This window comes from Kitasatospora sp. NPDC048365, assembly GCF_043200835.1.
GTDB lineage: Bacteria > Actinomycetota > Actinomycetes > Streptomycetales > Streptomycetaceae > Kitasatospora > Kitasatospora terrestris.
On record NZ_JBICYJ010000059.1, the window covers coordinates 30,035 to 49,384 of the forward strand.

The 19,350-nt window shown below is 72.2% G+C and carries 9 protein-coding genes and 3 pseudogenes; 10 read left to right on the top strand and 2 right to left on the bottom strand.

Annotated features, from left to right (window positions below; all coding sequences use genetic code 11):
- Positions 1-18: 18 nt before the first annotated feature.
- Genes ACGFX4_RS37030 through ACGFX4_RS37045 form a run of 4 tightly spaced genes read left to right on the top strand, consistent with a single transcriptional unit; the run spans position 19 to position 9,567 of the window.
- Positions 19-2,028, top strand: coding sequence for a hypothetical protein (locus tag ACGFX4_RS37030; protein ID WP_393084569.1), 2,010 nt, complete (start codon positions 19-21; stop codon positions 2,026-2,028).
- Complete coding sequence (locus ACGFX4_RS37035) at positions 2,025-3,236, top strand: contractile injection system tape measure protein (RefSeq protein WP_393084572.1); 1,212 nt, start codon at positions 2,025-2,027, stop codon at positions 3,234-3,236. Before ACGFX4_RS37030 ends, ACGFX4_RS37035 begins: the two co-directional genes overlap by 4 nt.
- Entirely contained in the window at positions 3,233-4,555 is a 1,323-nt protein-coding gene (locus ACGFX4_RS37040) for an ATP-binding protein (RefSeq protein ID WP_393084575.1), read from the top strand. Before ACGFX4_RS37035 ends, ACGFX4_RS37040 begins: the two co-directional genes overlap by 4 nt.
- Positions 4,552-9,567 (top strand): hypothetical protein, encoded by a 5,016-nt coding sequence (locus ACGFX4_RS37045; protein ID WP_393084577.1) that lies wholly within the window; start codon positions 4,552-4,554, stop codon positions 9,565-9,567. The genes ACGFX4_RS37040 and ACGFX4_RS37045 overlap by 4 nt, the downstream gene beginning before the upstream one ends.
- A 98-nt stretch (positions 9,568-9,665) precedes the next feature.
- Here ACGFX4_RS37045 and ACGFX4_RS37050 read toward each other — a convergent pair whose 3' ends face one another.
- Positions 9,666-10,025 carry a DUF6191 domain-containing protein gene (locus ACGFX4_RS37050; RefSeq protein ID WP_393084579.1) on the bottom strand — a complete coding sequence of 120 codons (360 nt, stop codon included), beginning with the start codon at positions 10,023-10,025 and terminating at the stop codon, positions 9,666-9,668.
- 480 nt (positions 10,026-10,505) lie between these two features.
- Here ACGFX4_RS37050 and ACGFX4_RS37055 point away from each other — a divergent pair, with 480 nt between their 5' ends.
- The 3 genes and pseudogenes from ACGFX4_RS37055 to ACGFX4_RS37065 form a co-directional block, all read left to right on the top strand.
- The gene (locus ACGFX4_RS37055) at positions 10,506-12,101 is read left to right on the top strand and encodes a serine hydrolase domain-containing protein (RefSeq protein ID WP_393084582.1); all 1,596 of its coding nucleotides are present in this window, start codon (positions 10,506-10,508) and stop codon (positions 12,099-12,101) included.
- A 474-nt stretch (positions 12,102-12,575) separates the two neighbouring features.
- Positions 12,576-12,815: pseudogene (locus ACGFX4_RS37060) on the top strand (peptidoglycan-binding protein); the annotation flags it as partial.
- Between the two features lie 102 nt (positions 12,816-12,917).
- A pseudogene (locus tag ACGFX4_RS37065) lies at positions 12,918-13,211 on the top strand (M23 family metallopeptidase); the annotation flags it as partial.
- Between the two features lie 268 nt (positions 13,212-13,479).
- Here the strand turns inward: ACGFX4_RS37065 and ACGFX4_RS37070 are convergent.
- A complete protein-coding gene (locus ACGFX4_RS37070; RefSeq protein WP_393084584.1) occupies positions 13,480-13,884 on the bottom strand; it encodes a type II toxin-antitoxin system PemK/MazF family toxin in 405 nt (134 codons plus the stop codon).
- 154 nt (positions 13,885-14,038) lie between these two features.
- Between ACGFX4_RS37070 and ACGFX4_RS37075 the strand changes: the two are divergent.
- The 3 genes and pseudogenes from ACGFX4_RS37075 to ACGFX4_RS37085 all read left to right on the top strand — a co-directional run.
- Positions 14,039-14,277, top strand: a pseudogene (locus ACGFX4_RS37075) (IS701 family transposase); the annotation flags it as partial.
- A gap of 134 nt (positions 14,278-14,411) precedes the next feature.
- Entirely contained in the window at positions 14,412-15,065 is a 654-nt protein-coding gene (locus ACGFX4_RS37080) for a hypothetical protein (protein WP_393084586.1), read from the top strand.
- Positions 15,066-15,308: 243 nt separating this feature from the next.
- Entirely contained in the window at positions 15,309-19,175 is a 3,867-nt protein-coding gene (locus tag ACGFX4_RS37085) for an FG-GAP-like repeat-containing protein (RefSeq protein ID WP_393084589.1), read from the top strand.
- The last annotated feature ends 175 nt before the right edge of the window (positions 19,176-19,350 follow it).

A 19,350-nucleotide genomic window follows, 5' to 3' on the forward strand; every position in this document is an offset into this window, starting at 1 on the left:
CGCCCAGGAGAGGACCCCATGACCGCCAACCAGTACCCGTCCTTCGAAAGCGGTCAGACCCTCACCGCGGCCGACCTCAACCTGGTCCGGGAATTCGCCCACGCCCGGGACCGCCTGATCGGGCGGATGACCGGCTTCGGCGTGAACTGCGGCCTCGGCGGCACCGTCGCGGGCGGCACCCTCACGATCCGGCCGGGACTCGCGGTGGACCAGCTCGGCGAGCCGCTCGTGCTGCCGGCCGAACAGCAGATCGCCCTCGCGCCACCGGCGATGCCGCTCGCGTACGACTTCGTCGACGCCGCCCCCGGCGGCTTCAGCGTCGTCCTGGAGGCGACGGACGCCGCCCAGCCCGCCCCGGACTGCGGTGAGGACGGCTGCGCCGGGCACGCCACCCTGCACACCGTCGGCGTCGCGCTGCGCACGGTCGCGGGCCGCGTCACCGGCACCCGGACGGACTTCTCCACCGACGACCTGCTGACGGCCGAGCCGATCCGCCTGGCCCTGGACTCCGAGCCGACCAACTCCTACACCGCGCTGCGCGACGCCGTGGCCGACCGGCTCACCAACGGCACCCAGCCGCTCGTCGACCCCGATCTCATCGCCGAACTCCGGGCCACGTCCATCGCCGACAACGACCCGCCCGGGACCAAGGGCTACAAGAGCGGCTGGCTGAACATGGTCCTGTTCGCCACCCTCGACCTGCTCCGGGCGCGGGCACTGCTGCAGGCCGGCTGCGACCGGCCGACCGCCCGGCCCGGCGTGGTCCTCGGCTGGCTCCACCAGGTGGGCGGCGCCTGGGAGTTCGACTGCTCCTACCGGCACGCCTGGGAGCCCCCGCGCGGCCTGACCGAGTCGGCCTTCGGCGGGAGCTGCGGCAACCCGCTCGCCCGGCTGCAGGACGAGCTGGAGGCACTGCTCGCCGGCTACGCGCCACCCGACCCGGTGCCGCAGGGAGGCGTCGTCCCGCCGGTGTACTGCCCGAGGGGCTCGGTCCTCGTCCGCGGAAAGTGCGTCAACATCTACTACCCGCCCGTGGACGTCCCCGCCACGTGGTCCGACAACTGGAAGATCCACCCGCGCGATCCGATCGGGTACCCGCCGTTCGAGCCGAAATGGAAGAAACCCTGGACGATCTACGAGACGGCAGGCTGGGACTTCTTCGAGGACGGCGTGATCGGCGCCACCGACTACCTGGGACGGAAGGCGGACGCCGTGAAGGGCGCCCTGCAGACCTTCATCGCGGGGCGCGGCGGGGCCGCGGACGTCCAGGTCGTGGCGGCGGGCGCGGCCGCCACCATGCCGGGCTACCTGCCGTCGGGCGGCTTCAGCCCCTCCGACACCATCGTGCTCACCGCGGACGCCACCGGGAACGTCATCGCCACCGGCCGCGTCCCCGCCGTGCGCACCACCCGCAACGTCGGGGCCGCGCTGCCCGCCGCCGTGAGCGCCGCCACCGAGGCGAAGAACGCCGCCACCGAGCTGCGCGGCCTCGCGGCCACCGTGACAGGCCGGATCGACCGGGCCGAGACCGACTTCGCCGGGCTCGAGGGCGACCTCACCGCCCTCAGGGGCGAGTTCCAGTCCTACAAGGGCGGCGCATTCGACACCAGCGGCTTCGGCGTGCGGATCGCCACGGTCGAAGGGCAGCTGAAACAGTTCGACGAGGTCCAGCGCCGCGTCTCCGGGGTCGAGGGCAGGGTGGACGTCCTGGTCAGAACCGGCGGCGTGAAGACCATCGACCGCAGCCTCGGCAAAGGCATCGGCGAGTTCGCCCGTGCCACCGTGGGCGCGATGCAGACGCTGCCGAACGCGCAGGACCCGGCCTTCCAGAAGGCCGTCGCAGCGGCCGAGAAGGCCCGCATCACCCTGGAGAGCGCGCTCGAGGCGGGCAACCCCCAACTCGTCAACGAGGCGACCCTCGCCCTGCTCGGCACCGTCCGGACCATGGTCAAGGCATCGGGAGCCGCCGAGGAGCACGGTCGCAGGCTCGACGAGCAACTGAGGAACCTGGGCGGACTGTTCACGTGACCGACGTCGCCGTGGACACGCTGCGCCTGCGCGGGCCCCACGCGCGGCGGCTCGCCGCCGTCGCCGCCCGCACCCTGCCGGCCGCCCTCGAGCGCGCCCTGGCCGACGTCGGCGAGGTGCGCGCGGACGAGATCGTGGTCCGACTCCATCCGGACGTGACGGCCCACGACGACGACACCCTCGCCGTCCTGTGGGCGGACGCGATCCGCGCACAGGTCCTGGCCCTGCGCCACGGGCTCCCGCCGGACACCGCCGCCCGCCCGCCCGCCGCGGTTCCGGTGGGCGGGCCGGAACCCGCGCCGCCGGACGTGCTCACCGCGATCCGCGCGTACGCGGCCACCGGCCCGGCGGCGGGCACACCCCTCCCGCGCGCCGTCCTGGCCCTCGCCGACCCCGCCACGGCACAGGCCGTCGCCGGCGCGGCCGGCCCGCACGAATGGGCCGCCCTGCTGCGCACGCTGAGCCGGGCGCTCCGGCTGCCCGCGCCCGGCCGGCGGGCGGGCGCCCGCCCGGCAGCCGAAGGAGACCGAACCGAATCCCCCCACCCGAACCTCCCTCCGGCACCCGCGGCGACCGCGACCGACGCGCAGCAGCGGGCCACCGAGAAGACCGACACCTCCCGGGAGCGGATGCGACCCGCAGGCCTGCCGAGCGGGGTCCTCGACGTCGTCGCCGCCCTGGCACGGCTCGTCGACGGACAGGCAACCCACGTCGAGCCCGCGGCCCTGACCCGGGCCGCCGGCCTGGTCCTGCTCTACCCGTGGCTGGCCGAGCACTGCCGCCTCGCCGAGGACCTGCACCCGGGCCCGGACGGCCTCGACGTCCGGGAGGCGGCCCTGGCCGCGATCGTCGATCCGGGCGACCCCGCCCTCGTGGACGACCCGCTCGTCGGAACGCTGGCCGGACGGACCTCCCCCCGGCGCGGCCGGACCCGCCGGCCGCTGCCCCGGGCGGAGGAGGTGGCCGAGTCCGCCGTCCGGGTGCTGACCTCGTTCACCGCCCTGCTGCCGGGCTTCGAACGCTCCTCCCCGGCGTACGTCCGCGACTCCTGGATCGCCCGCCTCGGCGTCGTCGACACCGACCGGTCCCCGGTCCTGCTCACGGCGGCCTGCCGACCGCTCGACCCCCTGCTGGCCCGACTCCCGTACCCCGTGGGCCTGATCAAGCTGCCCTGGTCGCCGCCCCTCACCGTGCGGTTCCGGCCGTGAGCGCGGTCCCCGCGCCCGTCCCCGCGCCCGTCGCCGAGCTGCGCGCCGCGCTGGAGATGCTCGACGCCCTGATCCAGGTGCGGCTGGAGGAGCGCCGTGGCGGGCTTTTGGGGCGGCGGCTGAGCATCGACGAGGACGGGGAGGGACTGCCCGACGTCCGGCGCTTCGACGGCACCGGCCCCCTCGCCGAGATCATCGCCTCCGCGGGCCTGTCGGCCGCGGAGGCGATCGTCCTGACGGCGGCGGTCGCGCCCTGCACGGACGAGCGGTTCGACGCGCTGTACGGCATGCTCACCGACCGCCCCGGCGTCGCGGCCCTCACCGGTGAGGTGGCCAGGACCCTGGCCGCGCGGTCCTTCCGGGGCAGGCTGGACGCGGCGGGCCTCCTGTCCGCACAGGGACGGCTGCTGGGGCACGGCCTGCTGTCCCTGGACCCGCCCGACGACCTGTCAGGGATCCTGCGACCGGATCCGCGGCTGCTCGCCTGGATCCTGGGCCGGTCGCCGACGTCGCCCGTCGCCACGGCCGACTTCCCCGCCCGCCCGCTGACCACCGTCCACTCCCTGGAGGACGTCGTCCTGCCCGCGACCGCCAGGGCCCGCATCGACGACCTGACGGCGCGCATCGAGCACCGGGACCTCGTCGTGGAGAAGTGGGGCTTCGGTGCGCACCACGACAACGCCGCGGGCCTGGTCGCACTGCTGCACGGCCCGCCGGGGACCGGAAAGACGATGACGGCGGCCGCGATCGCCACGACGGTCGGCCTGCCCGCGTACCTGGTGGACCTGTCGGCACTGGTCTCGAAGTACATCGGCGAGACCGAGAAGTCGCTGGCCAAGGTCTTCGACCGGGCCGCCCGGGAGCGGTGCATCCTCGTCTTCGACGAGGCCGACGCCGTCTTCGGCGCCCGCACCGAGGTCGACGACGCCCACGACCGGTACGCCAACCAGGAGGTGTCCTACCTCCTGTCGCGGATCGAGCAGCACGCCGGGATCGTCATCCTGACGACCAATCTCGTCGCCAACATCGACTCCGCGTTCCAGCGGCGGATCCACGTGGTCGTGGAGTTTCCCGAGCCGGGGCCCGGCGAGCGCGAACGGCTGTGGGCCCAGGTCGCCCCGGCGCGACTGCCGGTGGACGCCGACGTCGACCTGGCGGCGCTGGCACACCGCTACCCGCTGACCGGAGCGCAGATCCGGGAGGCGATGCTGGAGGCGGCGTACCTGGCCGCCGCCGACGGCCTGGTCGTCACCGGCGAGCACCTCGCGACCGGGATCCGCCGCCAGTACGAGAAGTCCGGAAAGTCGGTGCCGCCGTGAGCCGGCTCGCCGACCGGGCGGCGCCGGAGCGGACCGGCCAGGGGCGGCAGGCGACCCCGGCGCCGTCGCCGGCCGTCGCCGAGGCGGCCTTTCCGGCGAAGGTCCCGCGGCCGGAGGGCGGGGCGGGCGTCGTGGGCCTCGGCGTGCGCGTCGCGGGAGACCTGACGGCCGTACAGGCCGAATGGGGCGTGGACGGCGGCGTGCTGACGCTCGCGGGCACCGCGCCGTTCGCGGACGTCACGGGGCACGCGGGTCTCCGCTCCGACGGGTCCCTCGACGGCGTCGTCCGGATGCGGACCGCGGTGAGGTTCCTGGGCCTGCACCTGGGCGAGGTGACGTGGACCGTCCACGGCTGGAGTCCGGAGACCCCGCTCGCCACCCCGACCGTCACGATGCGTGGCAGCACGCTCGCCGTGGACCTGGAACCGCTGCCGCAGGGTGCGACGTGGACCGCTCCGGACGGCGTCGACGTGACCCGCGACGGTGGCCGCGCCGTCGTCCACCTGCCCGTCGACGCCGTGGCGCCGGGCCTGCCACTGAGCCCGCGCACGGCCGAGATCTACCGCGGTCTCGGGCTCGACGTCGCGCGGCTGCGGGTCCACCCGGACACCGCGGTCGGCGGGGCGCCCGCCTTCGTCACCGACCAGGACCTCTTCTTCGCGCCCGGCATCTACGGGGTGGACAGCCCCGAGACCCTGAAGGTCCTCGACGCCGCGGTCCGGGCGGCGCTGACGGGCCTGCTCGGTGCCGTCGGCGGGGCCCCCGCCCAGGTGGTTCCGCCCGCCCCGCCCGCGGCACCGGCCCCGCCGGCAGCCACGTCCGAGGTACCGGCGACCGGACCCGAGGGCCGGGCCCCGGCCGAGTCGGGGGCCGGCGCGGCCGAGGCGACCGGTACCGAGCCGCAGGTCCCGCAGGCGGGGCCGACCCCGGGGGAGGACGCGGCCGGCGGAGAACCGGGCACCGCGCCCGCCGAGGAGACGCCCGCCGAGGCGCCGCCCGTCCCCACCGTCCAGCTGATCATGCCGGAGCCGCCGTCCGACCTGACGCCGACGGCGGCGAAGCGGGGCGCGACGGTCGCGGGCGGGGCGCGCGGAGCCGGGCGGGCGGCCCGCGACCTGCCCGGCGCCGACGCCGACGTGGCCTCCGCACGCGCCGCCGTGACCGAGCCGGCCGCCGAGACCGCCGCCCGGGCCCGCGAGGAACTCGCCACCGAGCTGGGCGAACGGCCCGCGCCGAGCCCGGAGATCGTCGAACTCTGCGAACGCATCCGCAAGGCGATCCGCGCGAACCGGCCCGAGGACGAGGACGAGCTGCTGGACAGCGACCCGACCAAGGAGGCACAGCAGGCCGGCGCCACCGTCACGGGTTCGGTCCAGGGCCAGGTGCAGCAGGTCGGCAGCAGCTACGACGCGATGGCCTCGCCACCGCCCGGCACGCCGTCCCTGACGCCGCAACCGCTCGGGAACCCGTCTCCGACCTCCCCCGGCATGGGCGTCGACGCGGCCTCGGCGGCCCCCGACCCGATCCCGCCCGAGAACACCACCCTCGACGCGGACGTGGCCGCGACCGACCGGAGGATCACCGAATCCGGCATCGACACCCGGGTGACCCGGGAGATCCCGGACGGGCCGTTCGCCGCGGCCCGGGACGCCCGCGCCGGGCTCGGCGAGGCCGCGCAGCGGACCCCCGAGCAGATCCAGGCCGAGCAGCAGCAGGCCATCGACTCGGCCCAGGCCGACATGGCCCAGCTGCAGCAGCAGGCCGTCGCGGCCCTGCGCGGCGCCCGCAAGGGGACGGTCACGGCGGTCGGCGGCGGCCAGAGTGCCGCGGTCGCCTCGGAGGAGCACACCCGCGAGGCGGTCGCACGCCGTGCCCAGCAGATCTACGACGACGCCCAGAAGCAGGTCGACGCGCTGCTGCAGCCGCTGAGCCGGGTGGCCATCGACCGGTGGGAGAAGGGCCTGACCCGGCTCTCACAGGACTTCCACGACGCGCTCGACCAGGTCAAACGCTGGATCGACGACCGGCACTCCGGCGTCGGCGGCACCCTCCTCGCGGTCGGTGACTACATCGGCGGCCTGCCGGACTGGGTCACCGACGAGTACAACCGCGCCGAGCGGACCTTCGGGGACGGCGTCTGCGACCTGCTGACGGGCATCTCCAGCGACGTCAACGGGGTCGTCGCGGCGGCCCAGGCCGTCATCCGGCACGCCCGCACCGACATCGACACCACGTTCAAGGCCATGGAGGCGGAGTTCCCCGAGTGGGCGGCGCAGCAACGGGAGCGGTTCGGCGGGATGCTGGACGGTCTGAGCCGACGGGTCACCGAGGCGCAGACCGGCTTCGTCCGCGACGTCTCCCAACGGGCCGTCACCGCCGTCAACCAGATCCACGCCGAGGCCCAGGCGCTCCGTGAGGCGGCGGGCGGCCTCATCGGCCGCGTGGTCGCCGCGATCGAGGAGTTCATCGACGACCCGGTCCGGGCGATCATCAACGGCCTGCTGCGGCTCGTCGGCATCCCGCCCGCCGCGTTCTGGGCCCTGATCGCCAAGATCGAACAGGTCATCTCCGACATCGCCGACGACCCCGAACGCTTCGTCAACAACCTCGTGGCCGGCCTCAAGCAGGGCTTCGAGCAGTTCTTCGACAAGTTCGGCAGGTACGTCCTCGAAGGGTTCTGGGACTGGCTGTTCTCGGGGCTGAAGACCCCGATCCCGATGCCGCGCGACCTCTCGGCCAAGTCCCTGTTCGCCTTCGCCCTGCAACTCATGGGAATCACCTGGCCACGGGTACGCGAGATCCTGGTACGCCACCTCGGGCCGACCGCGGTCGAGGTCGTCGAGACGGCCTGGCAGCTGATCTCGGTACTGATCGAGCGCGGACCGGAAGGCCTGGTCGAGCTCGTCAAGGAACAACTGACCCCCGAGAACATCGTCGGCATGCTCCTCGACGCGGCGGTCGACTACCTGGTGAAGACCCTGATCGAGCAGGTCGTCGTCCGCGTCGTCGGCCTGCTGAACCCGGTAGGCGCCATCGCCCAGGCGATCGACCTGATCTACCAGGTGTGCGCGTGGATCTTCCGCAACGCCGCCAGGATCTTCCGGTTCATCGAGGCCGTCGTCAACGGGCTGGCCGACGTCGTCGCGGGCAACATCGCCGGACTCGCCACCGCCGTCGAGAAGGCCCTGGCCTCCCTGATCCCACCGGTGATCGACTTCCTCGCCGGCCTGCTGCACCTCGGCGGACTCCCCGGCGAGGTGGCCGACGTCATCACCCGCCTCCAAGCCGTCGTCCTCGCCGCGATGGAACACGTCGTCGCCTTCCTCGCCGCCCGGGCCCGAGCACTCCTCAAACGCCTCGGCATCGGGGAGGAGACCCCGGACGGGGAGAAGGGCGGCGACGGCGAACTCGGCACCACCGTGCGGTTCACCGCGGCCGACGAGAGCCACCGCCTGTACGTGCAGAGGGCGGGCAACCAGGCCGAACTGATGGTGGCCTCGACGGCGACCACCATCCCCGAGCTGATCAACACCTGGACCGAGAAGCTGAAGGCCGGCGAGCCCGCCGACAAGAAGAAGCACCAGGAGGCCACGGAACTGATCGGCACGCTCGGCGGAGCGGCCGCGAGCGCCAACCAGGAGGCGACCATGCTGCTGGCGGCGTTCGACAAGGCGGCCCGGGATCCCAAGGACACCGCCAAGCCGCCCGACGACAGCGCCCTGGAAACCAGCGAGCGGTCCATCGCGAACACCCTCGACCGGCTCTTCGCCCTCTTCGGCGAGGACCGCCGCGCGGCCAATATCGCGGCCGTCCGAGAGGCCCTGCCGCCCCACGGACTGGCCCACACCGAGACCGTGCTGGAGAGCTGGAAGCGGCAGTACATCGACCCGCCCGAGGCGAAACCGCTCCAGGGCACGCAGGGCAAGGTCTGGGACGCCGCATCGTTCCAGCCCGCGAGTCTCGTGCCCTCCGAGGTCCTGGCCTCCGGCGCGAACCACGCCAAGCTGCTCGGGTACTTCGAAGCGGCCGAGCGCCGGGGAGCCGACACGGACGAGTTCCGCAAGTACGCGCTGATCAACAGGTCGCCGGGTCACGACGTCCGCGAGCAGTTCCTCCGCTCCCTCGGCACCCGGGTCGCGGCCAAGCTGCGCAGCGACGGCGCCGCGCGCCTCTCCGACACCGGGGACAGCGACCTCCGCACCAAGGTGCGGGGCATCGGCTTCAAGCCGTCGGGATTCGACTACGGCTCCTTCACCCCGTGGCCCGACAGCCCGGTCTCGATCCTGGTGCACGGCGTGATCATCCCGACCGGCCTGCTCGAGGCATTCCGCGCCTTCGTCCGCGGCGAAACCGTCGGGGCGGTCAGCTACGAGGAGTTCCTCGCAGAGCTGCAGCGCGACCCGAAGACGCGCACCTGGCTGGCCGGGCAGATCCGCGACATCCGGGCCGGACAGCACGAATGGCTGCCGGTGTCGATCGGCTACGAGGTCCTGCAGAACGCGGTCGAGGCCGGGCGCGACGACCTCAGCAAAGGACTCGGCTGGATCTCCCTGCTGGAAACCCTGCGCAGCCCCACCAACGGGGTGCTGTGGCAGATCGTGCGCCAACCGCTCCTGGTGCCCGGCGAGAAGCCGCAGGAAGGACCGGTCATCGAACCCCTCGGCCACGTCGCAGCGCTGTCCCGGGACCGGTTCACCCTGGTCCAGGACGGCCTCACGGTGGGCACCGGCGACTTCCACGACGAGCTCCGCCTGTTCTTCCGGCGGAACCGGTCGCTCCACCCGGCCGACTGGGTGGACGCCCTGCTGGCACACCTCCCCACGATCATGTGGACGGGTTCCAACACCCCCATCCCCAGCGAGCTGCTGAACAGGCCCATCCAGGCCTTCTACGCCATGCCGTCGGGCCTGTACGCACCCGACCTGACCGTGGCCCAGGTGCAGGCCGAGACGCAGAAGCGCTTCGAAGCGATCGTGGCGGCGTTCCGGGCGGCGAAGTCGGGCATCAGGTGAACGAACGGTGTCGCCGGAACGCGCACGCCCGGCCGCCACGCCCTCTGAGCGCCGCGCCGCCTGTCGCCCGGGTTCACCCCCGGACTCGTTCCGGGTGGTCAGGCCGGTGCGCCGGTGCTGGAGCCGGTGCCTGCCGGTTGCCGGGGCAGAACGATGACGGCCCGGCCGGTGTGCAGGTCGACGGTCGAGCGGGGTGGCGCAGCGTCTCCTTCCTCGTCGCGGCGCATCGCCTCGGCGGAGCGTTCGTCCAACTCGACGGCTTTGCCGGTGTTCACCGATCCGGTGAAGACGTCCACGGCCACGGTGGAGACCGAGGTCGGGCCGCCGAGTCGGCCGGACTCCCTGCGGAACCGTGCCGGGACCAGGCCCGAACGGGCCAGCCGGCGGAGCACCGTCGAGGCGAGCGCGAACAGCACCACCGCCAGAGCGAGTCCGGGCAGTGTGAGAGCGAATGCCATGACCATCGACCCGTGACCCCCTGTCGCACGACGCCCGCTGCATCGTGTTCCGACCGACAAACGCTTCCTGTCCGCACGATGGTTCCCCCGACTGGCGACGCTCGGGAGGGACGGGGGCTCAGGCAGGCCGACCTGTGCGTGAGGCCGACCGTCCGCGGATCGCCGCCGGCCCGCCCGGTTGCCTGGCCGGCCGGGTTCGGCCCGGTACTTGTTCCGTCCGTGTACTGGGGGCGTGTGGGGTGGCGTCTGATGGTCTGTCGGGGCGGCGGGGTGCTGCTGGTCGGATGATTCTCGGTCAGTGCGGCGGAGTGTTCGGCCGGTTGTTGCGGGTGCGTGGATAGCGTGTCGAGGTGGTCTCGACCGCGTCGGCGGCCGCACCGCGCCGGCCGTGTTGGCCCGGTTGCACGGTTCAGCCGGCGGGGCGGGCCCCGGTCCCGTGCCCAGTGTCAGTGCTTACCGTAGGAGTGAGGGGAAATGCGGGTGGAGTTCGATGCCGCGACTGCTGTCTCGCCCGCCGTTTCGACGCGCAGGTCGGTGATCCGGGGCCTGGTGGCGGCCGGCCTGGCCACGGGGCTGGGCACCCGCTCGTCGGCCGCGACAGCGCGCGCCGCCGACACCGCCGACACCGCCGACTCCGCGGATGCCGCGGACGACTGGGGCTCCTTCGCCGCCCGGGTGCAGGAGGAGTTCACCGCGATGGGCCTGGTCGGTGCGGCGGTGGCAGTGGTCAGCGGGGACCGGGTCCTGCTGAGCCTTCCGCTCGGCGTGCGCGACACCGAGAGCCGGGCGCCCGTCACCTCGTCGACCCGGTTCCTGGTCGCCTCGACCACCAAGTCGATGACTTCGCTCCTCGCCGCGACCTACGTCGACCGGCGACAGCTGGCCTGGGACCAGCGGGCGGTCGACGCGTGGCCGGGCTTCCGGGCGCCCACGGACGAGCTGACCCGTTCCCTGAGGGTCCGTGACCTGCTGGGCATGGCCACCGGCATCGACGAGCCGCCGGCGCTCTCGGGCCTGCACGAGGGAGACCCGACCGCCCCTCAGCTGCTCCGCTCCCTGACCACCCTTCCGGTGACGGCCGCGCCGAACACCGCATACCTCTACAACAACACGGTGTACTCCGTCGGCGGCTACCTCCCGCTGCTCGCCACCGGGGTGTCCGGCGACGCGCTGACGGGCAGGTTCGCCGACGAGATGCGGGAGCAGGTGTACGGGCCCGCGGGCATGGCCGGCGCCCGGATCGCGGACGACCCCCGCGGGCTGGTCACCGACTTCATGCGCGGCCACGTCCCCGACCTCACCGCCGCCAACAGGCCGCTCGCCTTCGGGCCGGTCGGCAGCTACGCCCCGGCCGGCGGCACCCTCGCCTCCCTCGACGACATGGCCGCGTACGTCCGCCTGCAACTGCGGGGCGGGGTCTCGGTGGACGGCCGCCGGGTGGTGTCGGCGGCCAACCTCGCCGAGTGCTGGAAGCCGCACATCCCGGTCCCCCTCTCGCCGGACCTCGACCCGGACGTCACCGCGTCCGGCTACGGGATGGGCTGGATCCGCAACCGGTTCTGCGACGGCACCTCGCTGGTCTGGCACAACGGCGGGATCGACGGCTTCACCTCGTACATCGGCTTCCTGCCCGAACACGACCTCGGGCTGGTCGTGCTGAACGGGATGAACCCGGGCCCGACCGGGCCGTACTTCTACCTGTACGTCCTCAACCTGCTGCTCAGCGAACGGTTCGGCCTGAACAAGGGCGTCCCGGAGAAGGTCCACGCCGCGTACCTGGCCGCCCTGGAGGACCTGCGCGCCCTCGGGCGCCGGACCGCGCCGACCGACCCCGGCGCCACCGCGCCGTACCTGGGGCACTACGAGGGCGGATACCGCCTGACCCGAAACGGCCGCGACCTGTTCCTCCAGCTCGGCCCGCGGACGATGCCGCTCGGCGTCCTGCCGGACGGCAGCTACGTGGCGATGGGCGGGCTGCTGGTCGGGAACGAGGTCCGCCTCGCCCTCGACGTCGACGGCACCCCGCGGATCGAGGTGGTCGGCTTCGAAACCGTCCGCCGGACGGTCGGACTGTAGGCGCCGCCCCCTGCCCGCCCACCCCGGCGACACCTTCGCCGGTGTGCGTGTCCACGAAACAAGCGCCCTACAAGCGCCCTGCCGTGCACCGGTTCCGGAGGGGCGCCGCCACGGCCGCCGTGCCCCGGAGCGCGGCCGAGGCGACGCGCCGGCGGGGGGCGAACCGTCCTGATCGTCGTCGGGTGTCGGGGCCGGCTTCCCGCCCGGGTGTCCCGCGTCCTCCTGCGTTGCGGTCGCCATCGCAGCGGCGCACGGTGGAAGTGAAGGGTCTGATACGAACGGCCCTCTCCGGCACGGGGCGAATTGAACGACCCGACATCTTCCCGGCCGGTCCGCCTCTCAGTGCTGCGTTTCGTGGCGCGGCGCGGTACCGGCGTGCCCGGGCGGGGACACCCGCCGGGCACCGCATTCCCCCGGTGCCGGAGCCACGTGCCCATGCCCAGCACAGCAGAGAGGAGCATGATCATGGGCTTGCAGCCTTTCCCCGGAGCAACGTTCTTCCATGACGGACAGGTCAGCCCGATCATCACGGTGATGGGCCAGCGCCTCGTCGAGGAAGGATGCAGCCGCTACCAGGTGGGTCCCGGCCCCTCTTGGGGTAACGCCGACAAGGAGTCCTACGCCGCCTTCCAGCGCAAACTCGGATTCTCCGGCGGCGACGCGGACGGCATCCCCGGACAGTCCTCCTGGGACAGCCTCCGTGTTCCGTCCGTCAACGGAGACCCCCACCGCGCCTCCTCGCCGGTCCCCAACCACGGCGTCACCACCGCCTACCACATCGAGGGGCCGCACTGGAGCCTCGGATACCACACCGGCGCCGACTACGCCGCCGACGACGGCACGCCGTGCGTCGCCGTCCTCGACGGTTCCATCAGCCGTATGGGCGAAGACGACAGCTTCGGGAACTACCTCGTCCTGCGCGCCAACAACGGCACGGACTACTGGTACTGCCACCTCTCCAAGTACGACGTCGGCGACGGCGCGGGCGTCGGAGCGGGCCAGCAGCTGGCCCTGGTCGGCCACAGCGGCAACGCGTTCGGCCCGCACCTGCACTTCGAGAGGAGGCCCGCCGGCGGCGGCTTCGGAAGCGACATCAGCCCCGACTGGTGAACCCGCGAACGGGCAACCCCGGGGGGCGTGAGCAAGCCGTTCCCGCCCCCTTGGCCTCCCGCCGAGGTCCCTGACCGCCGGGAGCCCACGAGGTGGACTCCCGGCGGTCGGAAGACGAGACGGCGGTGCGCCGGAAGACAGCGCATCCGTTGTGATCGCACGGGCTGTGGCCGGACGGGCCGCGTTCGTCGTCTTGCTGCTGGAGTGCGGTGGAGAGGAGGCCGCCGCCGGTCGTCGACGAGATCGAGCCGGTCAGCAGAGGTGTCCGCTACTCGAGTCCTCCGAGACGGCGGGCACCTTTGATCTCGTGGAGCCTGGCAGCCGTCATCGGGGTCCACTCCCTCCTCTGTTCAGCGGCACGAAGGGCTTCCCCGACCTCGCCGAGCTTCGCGGAGGACAACACGCCCACCCGCTCGATCAGGTCGTCCCGGGCCACGGTGGTCAGCCAGGTGCAAGGAGTAAAGCCTGGACGCGGGAACGCGAACCGCAGCACGCCTTCGAAGGGCAGTCCTTCCAGAGCGCCTATCGCCACTTCAACGCCCAGGCCGCTGATGTCGACGCCCGCCGGCGCAACGACCTGCATCGCCTGGAACCCGGACGACTCGACGTCCGACAGCAGTACGACCGGGCGTCGCTCGTCGAAGTCGACCCACCAGACTTCGCCGCGTTGCATGTGTCCTCCTGGTACGGGACGGCGGGCGAACGCCGCGTGTCCCGAGCGGGATGCGCAAGGGATACGGCCCCGTCTTCGCACGTCGTGACCGAGGGTGGCGAAGACGGGCGAGGCCACCCATGATCATCGGTGGGTGAAGACTGAAGACCATGCGATGGCCGCAGGTCACAGCGTAGACCCAGCCCGCCGGCAGGAGGCGTCCGAGGCCTTGACGTCCCGAACAGCAGACCGGTTCGCACGGGTTGAACCCCGGCGCCGGGTGAGGGACTTGGTGCCGGGGCTGCTTTCGGGCCTGCCGCGCAAGAACCGCTGGAGCATCGCCGAGCGGGCCGGGGAGGCCACCCCGGACGGGGCATGCAGCACCTGCTCGACCGGGCCAAGTGGGATGCCGACACTTCGGGTAGAGCGAATCGAACGGTGCGGGCGATGCGACGATCGACTTCTCCAAGGACCTTCGAACGGGTCTTGGTACGAAGCGCCTGCGCGCCCATCAGCGGGGCGCGGTCATGAGGTCTGGAGAATTTTTTGTGGAAGTAATCGAGACGAGCCAGGAGACTGATGATCTCCGCGACCTGGTGACCGACTCCGTGACGGGGTACGAACCGTCGGGCTACGCCGACCAGTGCTGGATCCTCCACGCGGTCTGGGAGCTGGACGGCGAGGGGCGTCGTGTTCGCCGGGTCCGTTGGGCGGACCTCGTCTCCGGGGCGGGTCGGGACCTGGGCCAGTGGGGTCGGACGCTCTCCACGAGGGTCTTCGACGGTATTCCGATGGAAGGGATGACGAGGCCGGAGACGGGCGCGCCGGATCGCGACAGCTTGACCGGCTTGATCGAGACCCTCGCGCGGTTCAGCCCGGACGGTCCGGACAGCGAGTGCTTCTGGGCGCAGTCTCCGTTGGAGAACATCGGCGAACCGGTCGAGCTGCGGCGAGGCCTGCTCAGCGAGGCAGTCCCGCTGCTGGACGGAATCGGCTCTGCCGGTTTTCCGTACGCGTTTCCTGTCAACTGGTGGCCTGCTGACCGGTCGTGGTTCGTGTATTCGGACAGCGATCTCTCCGCGACCGAGGTCCACGGTTCGAAGGAGCTCATCGCGGCGATCCTGGCGGATTCCTCGTTCGAGGCGGTGCGGCACCCGCGCGTCTCGGAGTTCGAGGCTTCCGCTCCGGGCCGGCTCGACTGATCTCTGGACCCGGAACGGTCTTAGGTAAAATCTTTCCCAAAGATTGGCGATCTTGTCGGCAAATATCATGCGTAGTCGGACAAGCGGTCCTGTGATTCCTGTCGCAGCATGAAGTTTGGACGCGGTGGTTGTCTAGCGTGTCGGCTGACCTGGGCGAATGCCCGTTCTCCGTTCGAGAGAGATGACTTCGTGTCAGCTGACTCACCCTCCAGGCGACCATCCGGCGTGATACGCGGACTCGCCATGGCTGCGGCAACCGCCGTCGTCACGACCGTGGTTGTGGCACTGCCCGCGCAGGCCGAGGCGTCCGGTGCGCCGTCGCCGGCCGCCGGCCCGCGGGCCGCTTCACTGACGCTTGCCCAGGCGACGGCCCAGGCCGTGGCCGGGGGCAAGGACGTGCAGGCCTCCGCCGCGACGACGGAGCAGAGCACCACCACCGCTCACCCCGACGGGACGTTCACGGTCGAGCAGTCGCTTGTCCCGGTGCGCAAGCACGTGAACGGCGCGTGGGTCGCCCTGGACGCGACCCTGCGCAGGAACGCGGACGGTACCGTCTCACCGGCCGTCACCAGCAGCTCGCTGAGCCTCTCCGGAGGTGGTACCGGGCCGCTGGCGACCATGGCGCACCAGGGCCGCAAGCTCGCCCTCGGTTTCCCGGTGAAGCTGCCCGCGCCCACCCTCTCGGGTGCCACGGCCACGTACGCCAACGTCTTCGACGGTGTCGACCTCAAGGTCACCACCGACACCCGGGGCAGCTTCTCGGAGGTCCTGGTCGTCAAGGACGCGAAGGCCGCCGCCAACCCGGCGCTGAAGAAGCTGCGGCTGACGGCGAAGACCGACGGCGTGACCCTGAGCTCCGACGAGGCGGGCAACATCACTGCCGGCGACCGGAGCGGCAACGCGGTGTTCACCGCTCCCGCCCCTCTCATGTGGGACTCCGCCACCAGGCCCGCCGCGGCCGCCGCTGTCGGCGAACAGGCGAAGGCGCTGCGGAGCCAGGAGCCCGGACAGGCCCCGGGTGCGCGGACCGGCGAGCCCGCGGCCTCCAGCGAGAAGGCCCCCGGCGACAGCGCGCGCACCGCGCGCATCGCCGCACGCGCCACCGGCGACGGCATCGAGCTCGTCCCGGACGCCGCCCTGCTGGCGTCGCCCGACACCACGTACCCGCTGTACATCGACCCGACGTTCTACCCGTCGCCGGCGTCCAGCAGCCGCCAGGGTTGGGCGCAGACCAACTCGTACTACCCGAGCCAGTCGTTCTACAACACGAACGACGTGCTGCGGGTGGGCTACAACGGCTGGGAGAGCCCCTACTTCACCGCCCGTTCCTACATGCAGGTCAGTGTCGACCCCGCCGTGTGGGACTCGAACGTGATCAGCTCCCAGATCAACTTCACCGGTATCTGGTCGGGCAGCTGCACCGCCAACAACACCGAGCTGTGGCTCGCAGCCAAGGGCTCCAAGCTGAGCAACGCCACCACCTGGAACAACGCGCCCGCGCCGCAGACCTACGTCGGCAGCAGCAACGCGATGTTCTGGGGCGGCACCAACTGCGACCCGCGCGGCGTCGGCTTCAACATCAAGAACGTGATGACCACCGCCGCTTCGGGCCACTGGTCGAGCATGGTCTTCGTGCTGAAGGCGCAGTACGAGAACGGCAACCGAGACAGCTGGAAGAAGTTCGCCAACACGGTCACCGTCTCCACCACGTACAACCACGCCCCCGACCGGCCGACCACCCTGACGACGTCGCCTTCGACGTGGTGTTCCGGTGGCGAGTTCGCCGGTGACGGCGACGTGTGGCTGTACGGCACGGTCTCCGACCGCAACGGCGGCACCCTCGGCGCCACCTTCCACGCCGTCAAGCACGGCACCAGCACGACCATCGTCCCGGACAGCAACCCCAACCTCCTGACGGCGAAGTCCGGTTCCACGCTCGCCTTCAAACTGCCCAAGGCCAGCCTGGAGGCGGCCGCGAAGGGCCAGCTCCTGGACGTCGACTGGACGGTGACCACCACCGACTTCAACCTCAGCGGCCCCACCTCCACCACCTGCAAGTTCACCTTCGACCCCACCCGGCCGGGGGCGCCCGTCGTCACCCCGCCGTCCGGCAGCGTCCTCGGCACCGCGGTCGAGGTGGACATCGCTCCGGTCTGTGCCCAGAACACGCCGAGCACCTGCACGGCCGCCAACACCCCGAGCAGCTACGAGTACCAGCTGAACGCCGGCGGGCGGATCAGTGTGAACGCGGGGGCCGGCGGCACCGCGACGATCTCCGTCAAGCCGAACCGGCGCACCAACGTCCTGACGGTCACGAGCCTGTCGCCGGCCGGCAACATCGGCCAGTCCGCGACCGTGACCTTCAACTCGGCGGCCGCGGCCCTGGCCAGGGACGGGGACTTCACCGGTGACGGCACCCCCGACCTGCTCACCGTCGGAGGACAGCACGGTCTCGCGTCGGGCATCTGGCTGGCACGTGGGGACGGCCAGGAGCCGACCCGGGCCGGCGGCTCCGCCGTGGACATCGGGATCAACGGCAACGGCTACTCCAGCGAGAACCTGCCGTCCGACTTCGACGGCTCCCTCGCGGTGTCGGGCCACTTCACCGACACCAACCTGCAGGACCTCCTGGTCTACTACCCGGGTTCGAGCAACAACCCCGGCGGGGCTGTCGTCCTCAACGGGAGCGGGGACGGATCGGCCATCCCGTCCGCCCAGAACGGGAACTCGCACACCGTGCCCGCCGGGTCCTTCACGGACGGCAACGGGGACGAGCCCCTCAGGCTGGCGGCGGCCGGACACGTGTCCGGCGGTCAGGGCCCGTACCCGGACCTGATCGGCATCTCCGGCGACGCCGGCGGCGGCTACTACCTGAACCTCTACCGGGCCACCAGCACGATCGGGGGCTTCGACTTCCCCGTGCAGATCGACGCCAGCACGCCGAACGGCACCTCCGACTGGAACAACTGGACCCTCGCGACCTGCCAACTGCCCGACGGCACCGGTACCAGCACCGCGATGTACCTGTGGAACAGGACCACCGGCCAGCTGGCCCTCTGGAAGGACCTCGCGGTCGACCCCGACTCGGGCGCGATCACCTACACCCCCGTGAGCATCGCGGCCAACTGGAACACCGGCAAGGACCTCTCGCTCCAGGCGGCGGACCTCAACGCCGACGGGATCCCCGACCTCTGGACGGTGGGCGACAACCGCAAGGTCACCGCCCACCTGGTCGGCTCCCTGCCCACCCAGCCCGGTGGAAGCGCGGCCATCGCCACTGCTTCGGACGTCCTGACCCCGTACGCGGGGGTGCCGGCCGCGGCGCCCGACGACCTGAACAGCGACGGCATCGGCGACATGGTGGCGGTCTGGGGCGACGGCACCATGCACGCCTACTTCGGTGACCGCACCACCGGTCTGGACGCCCAGAGCCTGGGCCAGTTCGGCGGCACGACCTGGTCGACCGTCAAGCACGTCGCCATGGGCGAGTTCACCGGTGACTACGCCGCCGACGTGATGGCGGTCTGGGGCGACGGCACCCTCCACCTGTACAAGGGCGACGGCAACGGGCACATCACCCAGAGCGTCGCACTGACCAGGTGGGGCGTCACCTGGGGCGCCATGCAGCAGGTGGAGGCCGGCGACTTCAACGGCGACGGGAAGTCCGACCTGGTCGGCATCTGGTCCGACGGCTCCATGCACGTCTACCTCGGTGACGGCAACGGCGACGTCAAGGACGGAATCGCCCTCACCCAGTTCGGCACCACCTGGAACAACCTGCCGCAGATGGCCGCGGGCGACTTCGACGGGGACAAGGTCTCCGACCTGATGGCGGTCTGGACGGACGGCAGCCTGCACCTCTACAAGGGCGGCGGCACCGGCTACATCGGGAGCAGCACCCCGCTCACCCAGTTCGGCACGACCTGGAGGACGATCAAGCAGTTCGTCGCCTCCGACGTGAACGGTGACAGCAACGCCGATCTCCTCGCCGTGTGGGAGGACGGCACGATGCACGTCTACAAGGGCGACGGGCGGGGCGGCATCGACCACGGCACCGCGCTCGACCAGTACGGCACCACCTGGTCCCCGATCAGGCTGACCGCCGGCTGATCCTCGGGCGACCCGGCGGGCGGTACGCCGCACCGCCGTCCCGAAGTCCGAACCCCAGTGGGGCCCCCCCCCCCGCGGGGGCCCCCGGGGGGTTGGGGGGGGGGGGGGGGGGGGGGGCCCCGGCGGCGGCCCCGCCCGGGGGGGCGGCGCCGGGGGCCGGGGCGGGGGCGGGGCC